Origin of the sequence: Chlorogloeopsis sp. ULAP02, assembly GCF_038404745.2 — a bacterium.
Classification (GTDB): Bacteria; Cyanobacteriota; Cyanobacteriia; order Cyanobacteriales; family Nostocaceae; genus Chlorogloeopsis.
The window spans coordinates 16,323-29,488 of record NZ_JAYKTT020000047.1 but is presented as its reverse complement, the minus strand read 5'-3'; the positions used below and the strand labels follow the sequence as shown (position 1 = coordinate 29,488).

Below are 13,166 nucleotides of genomic sequence, written 5' to 3'. Positions count from 1 at the left end.
GTGATTAGCTGGGGTTGGATTAACATAAAATGCCCCATATTTTTATCAAAAGTTTCAAAAGTTTAATGAGGGAGCAAGGGGGAATGTGACAAGAGAAATCTTCTAAACTATTCCCCAGTTCTCCAGTTTTGCTCCTAAATACTGTAGATGTCTGTAGGTTATTCTCCTCACACGATCGCAACACCTCTAATATTTTTGCTCTTGGATTAAAGCTTGAAAGCGTTCATCAGAGCGAATTATGTCAAAGTCTGAGTTATTGGCGACGATTGGCAGGTAAGTTTCAGGACTGAGGTTAATTGCTTGCTGCAAGTTCTCAATTGCTGCTGCAATATTGTTCTGTAAGGCATAACAGCGAGCTTTATTATACCAAACGAAAGGATCGTTGGGTTGTAACTCTGCTGCTTGATTATAGTTTTCCATCGCATCTTCGTAATGCCCTAATTTTTCCCAAGACATACCTCGGTTTAGTAGAGCTTTGTGATGGTTAGGTTGAATTGTCAAGGCACGATCAAAGCTGGCAATGGCTTTGTGATAAAGCCCCCACTCATTCAACGTTACGCCTCGATTATGCCAAGCCAAGACATTATTCACGAAGAACTCAATGGCGCGATCATAGCTATTGAGAGCCTCTTCGTAGCGCTTCAGTTGTCTGAGAGCATTACCTCTGTTGTTCCATGCCCAATAGGCATCGGCTTGCAATTTTAGGGTGCGCTCAAAACTAGCGATCGCCTTTTCATACAGTCCCAAATCGCACAAGGTTAGCCCGCGATTATGCCAAGCAGTAGCAGCATTGGGGTTAAATTCAATGGCTCGCTCAAAGCTATTAAGAGCATCTAGGTGACGTTCTAACTTTCCTAAAGCGATCGCCCGGTTGTGCCAAACCCAACAGTCATCGGTACGTAATTTCAGGGTTTCGTCAAAACAAGCGATCGCATCTTTGTGATGTCCTAAAGAACCGAGAGCAAAGCCTTTTTGAAATAAGGCTTCTGGGTAATCTGGCTTGCACTTGAGTGCTTTATCAAAGCTGGCGATCGCCGCTTCAAACTTTTGGACATTATTCCTTCGCAAACCTTGCTGGAAAAAAAATTCTGCCTCCAAATTCAGGGTGAGTTTAAAGGAGTTTGGCATCATACCTTGGGATGAACTTTAGTTTTTCCGATTCACAAAACAATAACATAACTTCATAGCCAAATTCCTAATTGATTTTTATTGCAAATGTAAAACCTTTCTTTAGAGTGTTGCGCAAAGTCACAAAATGATAGCTAAGGATTAGGAGGGGAAGAAAGACGCGGAAAGTTTGAGACACGGTGACGCGGAGAAATTATTAAAAATATTCCCCGTGTTCCCTTCCCAATCCCCTTTACCCTAATGATGTTTGTCAGTTGTATAAGTTTTTGGGAATACTAAGTACACTAATGGGAATTCCAGTAATGAATCTTAGTATTGCGTATCTGGCTCAAGGCAAACTGTATCTTAAATATCCTCAAGCACCCGTTCGCGAATATGAAAGCCAGTTTGGGCAGTCAGTTCAGGAACGAGTGCTACAAACTCAGCGACGCAAAGCATGGAAAAATCGGGGATTAATGGAAATGATGTTGCCTCCTGGTGTTGTGGAGCAAATGCAGCAACAACCTGAAGCAAAGCTGAATTTAGTCATCAATAGCCTTTGCCAAGGAGAAAAGGGTAAGTTACTTTATGCACTGGAGGCAGGAGATGTGGGCGGCATTTTTATACTCGAACCTGCACGCGAGCATGAACAACGCCTTTTCCATAACGCTGATTTTCAAGTCGGATATTTGAGTTTTCACTCCGAACACGAACTGATTGCTTGCACGACTATTCATCGCAGTGGCATTGCCAATATCGCCATGATGCCAAAAAACGGTTCTCGTCCCCATGAAGTGACAGAAGGAGACTCAATTGACTTGGCACCATGCTGGATTCCTGGAAAAACAAAGGCTTTAGTATTTCAGTCCGCAGGCATTGGACGTAATAGTCAGGGCTTCGTATGCGATCGCGCTCCTTTCACCATCGAAAAACTAGATTGCGATCAAAAAGACATCACCACTTTAGTAAGCGATCGTAAATACGATTTCTTGGGGCCGCGCATGAAGGCAGACGGCACACTATATTATATTCGTCGTCCCTTCCGTCCCAAACAACAGGTGAACTTGCTGCGATTGTTCCGGGAAATTATCCTCATACCTTTACGGCTTGCCTACGCAATTTTTCAATGGCTAAACTTTTTTACTCAAATTTATACCGGTAAACCTTTAATGGCAGCAGGTACACGAAAATCTCTCGATCGCAAACAGCAGATGAAAGTTTGGGGTGAGTTCCTGACTCCCGAAATGATAGGAGATAACAAATTTGACGAAAAAGATGCCCCTGCTTGGGTGCCGCGATCGTGGCAGTTGGTACGACAATTAACAAATGGTGTAGCCGAAGTTATAGCAGAAGGAGTTTTATCCTTTGACTTAGGAGAAGACGGCACAATTGTCTATACCAACGGCAGCACCATTTACGCGATTCATCCCGATGGGCGCACAGAGCGTGTGTTAGTTGGTAACTTGATTGAAAATGTGGCGATCGTACAAAACGCCATCTAAGTACAGTGTTTTATTAATTCGTAGTGAATTAAACTTGAGAAAACTCTGCGTACCTCCGCGCTTCCTTGGCGTACCTCTGCGTTTAAAAACGCTAAAAGTTTACGCAAAACTCTACTAAGTTAAAAAACACCAAATAGGCATAAAGCTAAAATAATTTTCACCGATGGGTTACAGAACCGCGAGTCACCCCTAACTGATTTTGCAACTTCAAATCGCGCCACAATTGAGAACCTGTCAACTCGCCTCGCAGTAATTGCTGGTAGTGATGTATCGTTTGATTTACCTGCTCAGGAGGCTCATTCAAAAATTCAATCCGGAAGTGCCGCAATCCAAGCTTTATAAGATGCTGTACGTATTCTGCTCCAGTTTGGGCTGTGCCATTATAGACCGTGTTTCTACACCCGGCATCAGCATGAAGAATATGTTCTGTACCAACGCGATCGCGTAATTTTACCTCATATTTTTCACATGGACGCCCACAGTTACGAAAATCCGTCCCCGAAGATAGAAAAGCACAAAATACACAATGTTCCATATGGAACATCGGCATATGCTGATGAATTGTCACCTCAAAGCAGTCGGGAGGAGAACTCTTCAGCAAGTCTTCCAATTGGCTAATATTCAAATCGTAGGATGCGGTTAGGCGTTCCAAGCCAAAGTGATTTTTAAACAAATCTGCTGTTAGCGGATTAGCAACATTGAGAGAAAAATCTCCAATGCAACGAGCTTCAGCAAAAAACTGCAAGTGATCGTAATTCCGCACCAAATATCCATCCGCCTCGCAGGAACGCACCTGCTGCAAAATCCAGTTTTCTCCTGGTTTAGTAATGCGGGGAGGTGCAACCCAGATGGTAGAAGAATTTTTTCTCCCCTGCTCCCCTGCTTCCCTGCTCCCCTGCTCCCCTTGCTGCCGTACCATCTGCACTGCCTCGCGATACTTGAGCGGATCTTCAAATTCACAATAAATTGTCTCAATTCCCGTTTGGAGTACAGCTTGGAGTTGCTGGAGATTTCGTACCAGCACTATAAGAGATGGAGTGCTTGGGGAATTAGTTAAGGAGGAGGGAAGTAAGTCTTTCAAAGAAGCATAGGGGTTTATTTGCCAGCGTTGAGGTTGACTTCGCAATTCTTCCAACCGCGTGACAATTTCCCGCCGCATTCGATTTAACTCACTCACAGGCAACATCACATTTCCATTTAAGTGATTTGACAAATTGCCCAAATAAAAAGGAGTATTGCCAAGACGACTAAATTGTTCCTGCAAACGTTCTAAAGTCAGGGGTTTGGTGTGTGCTTCTACCAGTGGCATTGAAGATTCTACTTGAACAATGTGACCAATTTCATCACGAGCGATCGCAATTAAATTCTCCCCACTTTCCCCATGCACTTCGATATGAATCGGACGTTGAAATTGTGGTGTATCCCCAGCAAAACTCTGACGTAATTGTTTATCAAGTTCTGGATCGCTGGTTTTCCAAACCTTATCGCCTACATGCACACGCCGCAAATTCAAATCGCGCCGCCCAAACGTCAGCACGACTTCCTTACCCTTCATTTGTACCGCATATATACGACCACCTTCTTCCTTCGCCTCTGGATGTCCGCAGTCAAAAACTACACCATCACCTGGCTTCACTGGTACTTGCGTTCGCACGATTACTTGGTCATTTCCAATCCGGATTACCTCTCCTATATAAACACCACGCTTTTTGCCAAAACGAGCGTGAACCAATTCTTGATTGTTAATTCCACGGAACCACCCAGTATAAAGCCCGCGAGAAAAAGCCATCTCCAAGTTGTAGTGTTCCTGAGAAAACGCGGGCATCAAGCTAATTTCCTTTCCTTCCTTCTGCCATCTGCCGTCTGCCGTCTGCCTTATGTCTTCTTCCTTCTGCCTACCTACGGAAGCCGTACCTACCCTTCGGGAACAGCTTCGCTGAACGGAAGCCGCTTCGCGTCTACCGCGTCTACTGCCGTCTGCCGTCTGCCTTTCTTCCATCACCCGATCCAGCGCTTGCCGATAAACACGAGTGACATTAGCAACATACTCTGGAGACTTCAACCGCCCTTCAATTTTGAGACAGCTTACTCCAGACTTTACTAAATTAGGCAAAACATCTAACCCTGCCAAATCTTGGGGACTGAGAAGATATTTTTTATCGCCTAAATTTACAACTTCCCCATCTGCAATTAACTCGTAAGGCATCCGGCAAGCTTGAGCACACTCGCCCCGGTTAGCAGAACGTCCTCCCAGTGCTTCACTTGTTAAACACTGCCCAGAGTAAGCTACGCACAAAGCACCATGAACAAAAACTTCTAATGGAAGCGATGCTCCCCTATACGCCAATTGACTTTGGATTTTGTTGATTTCATTTAAAGAACACTCACGGGCAAGCACAACCAAATTACACCCTAGCGACTCCGCAAATTCCACACCTGCGGCACTCGTAATAGTCATTTGCGTAGATGCATGAATAGGAAAATCAGGAGAAAGGTGACGAATGAGACGACAAATACCTATATCTTGGACAATTACCGCATCGACACCCGCCGCAATAATCGAACGGATATATTGTTCTGCCTCTCTCAATTCTTGGGGAAAAACAAGCGTATTGAGGGTAACATAGCCCTTTACACCGCGACAATGCAAATACTCCATTAATTCTGGTAAGTCAGCCTCAGTAAAATTTTCTGCTCGCATCCGTGCATTAAACCGATCCAAACCGAAGTAAATTGCATCTGCACCATTTTCTACAGCTGCTTTCGCACATTCCCAATTACCTGCGGGGGCGAGTAGTTCGGGGCGTTGGAGAGTAGATTGGCTGGTTTCGGTAAGTTGGATATCGGCTTTCATCATTACTCAGGCAGGATAGGTGTCACCTTTGTGATTTTATCGTTGCCGAGGGGGGATGGTGGGGGTAAGAAGGGTGAAGAAATCGTTTCTTTCGCCTATTAAGAGATTATAGAAAGTTCTCAGTATGTAAATATTAGTAGAGTTTTTGGGAAAACTATTAGTACAAAAATATGTGTCAAAACTTACTGAACATACTTCACCAACTCAACAAAAATATGAAAAATTTCCTTTTACAAAAAACACTCTTACTACTATCTGCTACAGGGTTACTTGGATTTTTGACATTATCATCTGTAAAAGCGGAAATAATTTGTAAAGTAACAGATCCAACTGGAACTCCACTCAATGTACGTGATAAACCGAATGGTCATATAATAAATGTTCTCAAAAATGGCAGACAAGTCGATATTCTCAAAATAGCTTATGACAGCCAAAATCGCCCTTGGGCTAAAGTGGGCGGCTATTACAATGGTAAGTACAGAGTATGGGGCTGGGTAATTAGAGAATTTATTAGCTGCTATCAGCAATAGATTTTATTGTTGCTAATGGGGTGATAGTTTCAGAATTTTTAAGTTCCAGCTCTGTTGTCAAAATTGAAGATTTAAATATGATGGCTTCTAAGACTCAACAACTATGATATCCCTCTTAAATTGCTATTTAATCTCCTTGATAAAAGTTAGCTTGTACAAGCGCAATAGGAGCACCTGCCCAAGGAGTACTCCAGCCTGATTTGTGGGATATAGCAAAGTCAACCAGGGCATGAATTTCTGTTGGCTTGTCTATTTTACGTAAAATCTCGTTGTGGTTGTCCGTAATTTCAATACGATTAGCATACCGAAACTGTTCAAAGCCATGTCTTCACAAGCATTGCTTTCACAGCCAGCATTAAGAATTGTTCCAAATGTAACTGTAAGCAAAGAAAATATCATCTTTTTCATCTCTTCAAGAGTCGTGAGACACCTCATACTGTTCTCTCATAATTAACTTTCCAACCTTGCCCTCACCGATAGCATAAGATGTATAGTTATTTATTATACATGTATTACTGTATTATATTTCTCTCAATAACGATATAAAAGCATTGCAGCCACTTATCGTCAGAATATATAGGGTTTTTATATACAATATCCATAAGTATTATCTACAGACTTAACCTTGCATATTGTGCGATCTGACACCTTGTACCATTCTCAACAAGAGCCAGAGGCTCTAATTCTCGTTACCAGGTTGAACCTGGTAACGAGGGTTTGATTTCTAAGGTAAATAAAGATGAATTTCTATCTCAAAGAAATACCGCTAATTTGCTGGAATACACTAGTAGCATAAGAATCAGTCATGCCAGATATATAGTCTGTAATTCTCAGAATTTTGTTATATATATCGTCGTTATCATCAGGGTGATACTCTTGAGGAAGCATACAAAGAATCAATCTGCCTTTGTTGCTGTCATATAAAACTGCATTAACAAATTCAGCAAATAGTTTTCCTAAAACTTCATATCCGGCAATTTTTATACCTACAATATCAGGATGTTGAAAAACAGAAATACGGCTTACTTCGGCAATTTTTTTAAGATGTTGAGCGTAAATGCTTTGAGTTAGTAATCCTTGGTCGTATTCTCCTTTAAGTAAACTGTCTTCATTATCTAGAAAAGTCCTGATAGTTTCTTCAATCAGATTGTTTATAGCTTTAGCACGTAGGCGCTTTACTTTTTCTGCTTTACTTTCTAAAGAATTTTCTAAATCATCAACCTGGGCAATTTCATTTAGTAAATTTTTAGCTTCATCAAATGGAATATAGCCCATCCGATAACCATCTTCTATATCAATAATGGAGTAACATATATCATCTGCGGCTTCAACAAGAAATGCCAGTGGATGCCTAGACCACCAGGCTGTATTATGATTACGACGGATGAGCCCTACTGTTTCTGCTACTTCGGTAAATAATTCTTTTTCTGCTTGGAAAAAACCATATTTTTCTACACTTCTACCTACATAACCATTCAGTATATGCTTTGAAATAAAAGATTCTTGAGGGTACTTTGTAAAAGCGGCTAATGTTGGACAGGTGAGTTGCATCCCTCCTTTTCTTTGCGGCATTTCTAGTTTTGTAATAATCCGAAAGCCTTGGGCATTACCTTCAAATAAATCAAAATCAGCTTTTTGAGCTTTGGTTAAGATTTCCTTTTTAGAATGAAAAATAGTGCTACACCATGATTCAAATCCTGTGCGAATAGCGTCTTCTCCAGAATGACCAAAAGGAGGATTACCAATATCATGAGCTAGACAGGCAGCAGAGACAATATCACCAAAATCGGAAGCACTAAATCCATACTCATTGAGTCGATATTTTCTTACCAATTGCTCTCCAACCATCCTGCCTAGAGATCTACCAACACAAGAAACTTCAAGGCTGTGAATCAGACGAGTACGAATATAATCATTTGTGGGTAAAGAGAAGACTTGGGTTTTATCTTTGAGACGACGAAAAGGAGAAGAAAACACTAGGCGATCGTAGTCTCTATGAAAGGGAGTACGACCAAATTGAAGGTTTTCTGGTTGCTCTTTACCAAGTCTTTTCGGTGTCAAAAGTGTTTTCCAATCCATCATAGTTGGATTGTTTGAGAGTGGAGTAGACATAGCTCCCTAGCTCCAAGGATTTATTAATGCTAAATCGTAATTTTAAGCACCTAAGTTTAAGTATACTGAATCTTTAAAATCTCAAAAATTTGAGTCCAACTAATACCAATTCGTAATTCGTAATTTGTAATCAACGTGAGTCTCCAACGGAGGCGCACCTGCGGGAAGGGCGACTCCCCTATCAAACTCTGGAGAAATCGCTCTAAAACTAGAAAACGAGTTTCTATGTTTGGGGCTTCAAGCAGGCGATCGCACACTTCAGCAGCGCGGTGATTCCATAATTCATCCAACGATAGGATCTGATTGTGTAATTCTCCAGTGGGCAGGGCAAAAAATGGCGTACCTCCACCCGCCTTGAAATGCACACCCATTACGGAAACCTGACTATCAACCTCAATAATAATGAACTCCGCAGATTATACTGCCGCGTGCGTTCCCGTGCTGTAGTCGGCTGTGTCGATCAAAAAGGGGAATTGAGTTCTCACGCAGGTTGATAACTAACTCCATAGAACCCGTTGGCAACAAATGGGCTTGCGCCTTCGATACGTTATAACCTTCCCGAATCCATAAAAACTCCACGAACTTTAACAGGGGCGATCGCGGCGTATAGGTGTGGTAAATCATCAATCTGGGTGAGATTCTAGTTGGCTATCCTGCTCGCTGTATAAGAAGTTGATGTCAGAAGCATGAGCATATAATCTGCCTCATCATAACTAGGCATCTTCTGGGTTTAATTGTATTAATTCCTCAGTGGTATATGCACCAACTGGACTCCAGACTAGATAGGGAATAAGTAACACCGTTGCTAACCAAGAAATTGGCAAAACTGAGATTGCGAGCAACACACCTAAAATTAAACCAACCCATCCAATGATTTCACCAACCCGAAGACTGCGATTTCTCAGCATCAGAGGTATGTAGGTAATGGTGATAATTTCCAGCAGTAAATACCAACCCATGAATAGCCAAGTCATCATACTGCTTGGATTTTTTTCCCAAACAATAGTTGCAGACGCCGCACCACAAATAAAAATTACAGTCCAAATCAGCGGAATTAACGGCTCAAAAACCAACCAGCGAGGGCGAGTTAAACGTGCAAACCATTTGACATCGCGTGGTGTGATAAAGAAACTACCAAATGCGATTAAAAAAGTTACAGCCCCAATTACTAGCCAAGATGGAATCATACTCGCTACCTTTTGATGTGTATTTTGTCAAGATATACACGGCAATTTTGTCAATTTAAGGTACGAGTTTAATCAGTCGCTGGTTGGATTATTAATTGGATAGTAGTTAGTAGGGGCGGGTTTTGTTGATTAACTTCGGGTTAAAACCGACAATTTATCTTTTAAACCCGCCCGTACAGTAGTTAGTAGGGATGGAATAACTACCAACTAGTTTAAGAGCGGGTTTGATTGTAATCTTGGTCACAGAAGACAGATTTTGATAATAAATTCGCCCCTACTTAACTTTCAAATATCTTGAGGATTAAGGCGCTCCATTACCTTAGTGGTATAAGTTCCAATTGGACTCCACAATAAATAAGGTACAAGCAATAGTGCTGCCCAACCAGAAACTCGTAAAACAGTGATCGCGAGTATCACCGCTATGATAAAACCTGTTCCACCGAGAATCGTACCTAATCTGAGACTGCGATTCCTAAACATGGCGGGAGTGTAGGCAACAGTAACAATTTCTAAAAGTAAATATAAGCCCATGTAAATCCAAGTCTGGGTGCTTCCGGGGTTATTTTCCCAAATAATATAGGCTGACCAAGCACCACAAACAAATACTATAGTCCAAATAACTGGAATTGCTGCCTCAAACGTGAGCCATCTAGGCCTTTGTAAACGTTTAAACCATTTGCGATCGCCAGGAGTAATGAAGTTAGCACCCAAAGCAACTAATAAAGCTACACCCGCAATAACCATCCAAGATTTAATCATGCATATCCTTTCCTTACCCTTTGCGATTTTAATGAGATTTTGTCAGTTTATCAGTTATCCGCTCATCGCCCCTTGGTGAGAAGAATTGCAAAACACCATCTAGCGGCAGATATAAGTGAATAGGGATTAGGGAGAGGGGGAGAATGGGGGAGTGGGAGAAATCTTTATTTACATTCCCCGCGTCTGGGTGTCCCCTTTTCCCCTTGTCCTCTTAATCGAAGTGGCTCAAAACTACCTCTAATCTCAACCATCGTTCTTGCAGTACCCCAGCCAGCGCTCTTAAACCCCACACTTCACTACGACGATGCCCAACAGCGATCGCTCCAATTTGAGTTTCTCGCATTGCCTCCTCGGCTGGTTGTCGTAATTGTCCGGTTATGTAAACATCAGCACCACGGGCTGCTGCGTCACGTACTAATAAATCTGTCATTGCACCAACAATAGCAACACGCTTCACTTCTTTACAAATAACTGAACGTACTTGCTCATACCCACCAAATACTTGGCTTACACAACTACATAAACTCTCAAAGCTTTGAACTGGAATTTCTCCTAGCATCCCGATCGCTCTACTTTCTTTCTCTCCCAAAACTTCTAATTTAGATATATTTAATACTTGTGCCAACCGAGGATTAAAACCAATTGTTAAGCGCTCGTCAAATGGCAAATGGTAGGAAATCACGCCGATATCAGATGGAAGTTGCCCTGGTTGGAGTTTCCAAGGACGATGTAAAAAAAGTGCATCTAAATTTTGAGCGATCGCCCATTCCTGTAGTTGTGTCTCAGGTTCTAGTGCTAATCCTAATCGTTTTACAGGACGCGATGATGATAAATACACACCTCCCTTTTCTCCTTGTGAAAAATGCTCAACAGCGAAGAAGCGATTGAGAAATTCTGCTATCTCTTCTAAAAGAATCAACTGGCATTCAATCGTCATTAGACTTTACCTGAAATTAGGCATTAACATCTCGAATATCTTGAATCGCAAGCTAACAAAGGACATTTACAGTGGCACAAATTAAGCTCAGATCTCCATCTGCTGATGAGGTGCCTGTAATGAGGCATCTCTACAAAGAAATGTACGAAACTATAGGCTCATCAGAACCACCTGCGGAATGGGTTATCAATGTCCATCAGCAATCATTATCAGGAGAGCGTAGTTATTGGTTTGCTCTGCTCGATAACGAAATCATTGGCTTTGTTGATTTCAAAGTGATGCTATTCCACCCTGGTTCAGATCAAAAGTTTGCAAGAATTTTTGATTTGTTCATTAGACAATCAATGCATCGACGTGGATACGGAACACAATTGGCTAGCAAGACAATTAACTCAGCCATTGAGCAAGGAGCAAGCAACATCGAATTGAATGTTTTGCCTAACAACGATATCGCTTTGGCGTTTTGGCGTAGTCTCGGTTTTAATCTCCATCTCTATGTTTTGCAAATGTCGGTATAAGTAGGTGGACATAATTAAACATTAAGATGCCAAAGTATCAAGTTCTAACAGGAATAGAATTTTACCTTCTGCCTTCATAACACCCAATAAAATCATGAGCGATCTAGTTTTTACGCCTGCCCATCAACTTGCTCAAATGATCCGCGATCGCGTTGTTTCGGCGGTTGAAGTGCTGGATGCCCATTTAGCCCAAATTGCCAAAAATAACTCTAAACTTAACGCCATCTGCACGCTAGATGAAGAACGCGCCCGTCAACGAGCCAAACAAGCTGATCAAGCTTTAGCGCGAGGTGAAAACTGGGGCATCCTGCATGGTGTACCCATTACGATTAAAGATATTTTCGAGACGGCAGGATTGTGTACCACAGCGGGTTACATTCCCCTCAAAGACTACGTTCCTCAACAGGATGCCACTGTTGTATCAAGGTTGCGGGCAGCTGGAGCAGTCATTCTCGGCAAAACGAATATGGCGGAACTGGCTGGTGATTTTCAGAGTACAAATTCTCTGTTTCCACGGGTAAATAATCCCTGGAATCTTGACTACACAGCGGGCGGCAGTTCTGGAGGCAGCGCTGCTGCGGTTGCAGCTGGACTTTCACCGTTAGATATCGGTAATGATATTGCAGGTTCCATTCGCCAGCCTGCTCATTTTTGTGGTGTTTATGGCTTGAAACCAACCGATCGCCGCATCTCCACAGCCGGAATGATTCCAGAAGTACCGGGAATGCCATACTGTCTGCGGCAAATGATAACTGTGGGATGTTTTGCGCGATCGCTCGAAGATATTCGACTCTGTTTTTCATTAATAGCAGGTGCCGATTTGCGTCGCCCTGATGTTCCCCCAATTTCGCTTGATATGCCTTCTGGGAAGTCTTTGCGAGATCTCAAAATTGCTTGGATTGACGAATGGACAGAAGTACCTGTCGCTTCTGAAATTCGAGATGCAATGGCTGCGATCGCGCAAAAGCTTTCTCAAGCAGGTACATATATTGAACGCTGGCTTCCTAAAGATTTTGATTTATCAAAAACACTGAACCTCTACGGGCGGATGGCTGCATATATCAACATCTACGCTCAACCAGTAAATCGATATAATTTGCGTCGCGCTTGGCAGCAGATTTTTCGTACTGCAACTCAAGGCGACAAAGAACTCCGTAAATTGGGAGATTTCAGTCGTCTCTTACCTGAGCTATTAAACCCAAGCCTAAAAGGATATTTCGAGACTCTGACTGAGCGCGATCGCTTCATTGCCCAAATTGACGAAGCACTGGAACCGTGGGATGTGTGGCTCACTCCTGTAGCGGCAACTCCTGCGTTTACCCATCGCCCAGCTTGGAGTGCCATTGATATTGCAGGCAAGCTTTATCCTCATGGAGTTGCAAACGGTGCTTACACAATGCCCTTTAATTTGAGCAGCCATCCTGCTGTGGTGATTCCCATTGGGCAAACCCAGAATAGTTTACCGATTGGGCTGCAAATTGTTGGCAAGCGATGGCGTGAGATGGAATTATTGGCGATCGCTCAGGAGCTTAATCAAGCGATTGGTAACTTTAAACACCCATTAGGTTATTAAAGGTGATTCAGTATGAATTCTATTTATGTTGTAGTTATTAAATGATTAAACTAGATAGATAATATTGAAATTTTGAGATTGTGAAGG

Annotated in this window: 12 protein-coding genes; 4 read left to right on the top strand and 8 right to left on the bottom strand. The window is 42.3% G+C overall.

Annotation, left to right across the window (positions count from 1 at the left end; translation table 11 throughout):
- Positions 1-186: 186 nt before the first annotated feature.
- Positions 187-1,128 (bottom strand): tetratricopeptide repeat protein, encoded by a 942-nt coding sequence (locus U2718_RS16815; protein ID WP_342001450.1) that lies wholly within the window; start codon positions 1,126-1,128, stop codon positions 187-189.
- A 302-nt stretch (positions 1,129-1,430) separates the two neighbouring features.
- Here U2718_RS16815 and U2718_RS16810 point away from each other — a divergent pair, with 302 nt between their 5' ends.
- Positions 1,431-2,609, top strand: a complete 1,179-nt coding sequence (locus U2718_RS16810) for a hypothetical protein (RefSeq protein ID WP_342001448.1) — start codon at positions 1,431-1,433, stop codon at positions 2,607-2,609.
- Between the two features lie 157 nt (positions 2,610-2,766).
- Here the strand turns inward: U2718_RS16810 and U2718_RS16805 are convergent, their stop codons facing one another.
- A complete protein-coding gene (locus U2718_RS16805) occupies positions 2,767-5,463 on the bottom strand; it encodes a U32 family peptidase (RefSeq protein WP_342001452.1) in 2,697 nt (898 codons plus the stop codon).
- A gap of 215 nt (positions 5,464-5,678) precedes the next feature.
- Here U2718_RS16805 and U2718_RS16800 point away from each other — a divergent pair, with 215 nt between their 5' ends.
- Complete coding sequence (locus U2718_RS16800) at positions 5,679-5,993, top strand: SH3 domain-containing protein (RefSeq protein ID WP_342001446.1); 315 nt, start codon at positions 5,679-5,681, stop codon at positions 5,991-5,993.
- Positions 5,994-6,740: 747 nt separating this feature from the next.
- Here the strand turns inward: U2718_RS16800 and U2718_RS16795 are convergent.
- The 6 genes from U2718_RS16795 to U2718_RS16770 all read right to left on the bottom strand — a co-directional run bounded on the left by U2718_RS16795 (position 6,741) and on the right by U2718_RS16770 (position 10,988).
- Positions 6,741-8,105 carry a deoxyguanosinetriphosphate triphosphohydrolase gene (locus U2718_RS16795; protein WP_342001444.1) on the bottom strand — a complete coding sequence of 455 codons (1,365 nt, stop codon included), beginning with the start codon at positions 8,103-8,105 and terminating at the stop codon, positions 6,741-6,743.
- A 56-nt stretch (positions 8,106-8,161) separates the two neighbouring features.
- Positions 8,162-8,476 (bottom strand): hypothetical protein, encoded by a 315-nt coding sequence (locus U2718_RS16790; RefSeq protein WP_342001442.1) that lies wholly within the window; start codon positions 8,474-8,476, stop codon positions 8,162-8,164.
- A gap of 22 nt (positions 8,477-8,498) precedes the next feature.
- Positions 8,499-8,729 carry a DUF6597 domain-containing transcriptional factor gene (locus U2718_RS16785; RefSeq protein WP_411813313.1) on the bottom strand — a complete coding sequence of 77 codons (231 nt, stop codon included), beginning with the start codon at positions 8,727-8,729 and terminating at the stop codon, positions 8,499-8,501.
- An 89-nt stretch (positions 8,730-8,818) separates the two neighbouring features.
- Entirely contained in the window at positions 8,819-9,292 is a 474-nt protein-coding gene (locus tag U2718_RS16780) for a TspO/MBR family protein (protein ID WP_342001440.1), read from the bottom strand.
- A gap of 285 nt (positions 9,293-9,577) precedes the next feature.
- Complete coding sequence (locus tag U2718_RS16775) at positions 9,578-10,051, bottom strand: TspO/MBR family protein (protein ID WP_342001438.1); 474 nt, start codon at positions 10,049-10,051, stop codon at positions 9,578-9,580.
- 211 nt (positions 10,052-10,262) lie between these two features.
- Entirely contained in the window at positions 10,263-10,988 is a 726-nt protein-coding gene (locus tag U2718_RS16770; RefSeq protein WP_342001436.1) for a Nif3-like dinuclear metal center hexameric protein, read from the bottom strand.
- A gap of 71 nt (positions 10,989-11,059) precedes the next feature.
- Between U2718_RS16770 and U2718_RS16765 the strand changes: the two genes are divergently transcribed.
- Positions 11,060-11,506, top strand: a complete 447-nt coding sequence (locus U2718_RS16765; RefSeq protein ID WP_342001434.1) for a GNAT family N-acetyltransferase — start codon at positions 11,060-11,062, stop codon at positions 11,504-11,506.
- A gap of 94 nt (positions 11,507-11,600) precedes the next feature.
- Complete coding sequence (locus U2718_RS16760; protein ID WP_342001432.1) at positions 11,601-13,079, top strand: amidase; 1,479 nt, start codon at positions 11,601-11,603, stop codon at positions 13,077-13,079.
- Positions 13,080-13,166 lie beyond the last annotated feature (87 nt).

Coding starts and splice junctions, on each gene's coding strand:
- U2718_RS16815 (WP_342001450.1), bottom strand. CDS start 1,128: ATGCCAAACTCCTTTAAACTCACCCTGAATTTGGAGGCAGAATTTTTT.
- U2718_RS16810 (WP_342001448.1), top strand. CDS start 1,431: ATGAATCTTAGTATTGCGTATCTGGCTCAAGGCAAACTGTATCTTAAA.
- U2718_RS16805 (WP_342001452.1), bottom strand. CDS start 5,463: ATGAAAGCCGATATCCAACTTACCGAAACCAGCCAATCTACTCTCCAA.
- U2718_RS16800 (WP_342001446.1), top strand. CDS start 5,679: ATGAAAAATTTCCTTTTACAAAAAACACTCTTACTACTATCTGCTACA.
- U2718_RS16795 (WP_342001444.1), bottom strand. CDS start 8,105: ATGTCTACTCCACTCTCAAACAATCCAACTATGATGGATTGGAAAACA.
- U2718_RS16790 (WP_342001442.1), bottom strand. CDS start 8,476: ATGGGTGTGCATTTCAAGGCGGGTGGAGGTACGCCATTTTTTGCCCTG.
- U2718_RS16785 (WP_411813313.1), bottom strand. CDS start 8,729: ATGATTTACCACACCTATACGCCGCGATCGCCCCTGTTAAAGTTCGTG.
- U2718_RS16780 (WP_342001440.1), bottom strand. CDS start 9,292: ATGATTCCATCTTGGCTAGTAATTGGGGCTGTAACTTTTTTAATCGCA.
- U2718_RS16775 (WP_342001438.1), bottom strand. CDS start 10,051: ATGATTAAATCTTGGATGGTTATTGCGGGTGTAGCTTTATTAGTTGCT.
- U2718_RS16770 (WP_342001436.1), bottom strand. CDS start 10,988: ATGACGATTGAATGCCAGTTGATTCTTTTAGAAGAGATAGCAGAATTT.
- U2718_RS16760 (WP_342001432.1), top strand. CDS start 11,601: ATGAGCGATCTAGTTTTTACGCCTGCCCATCAACTTGCTCAAATGATC.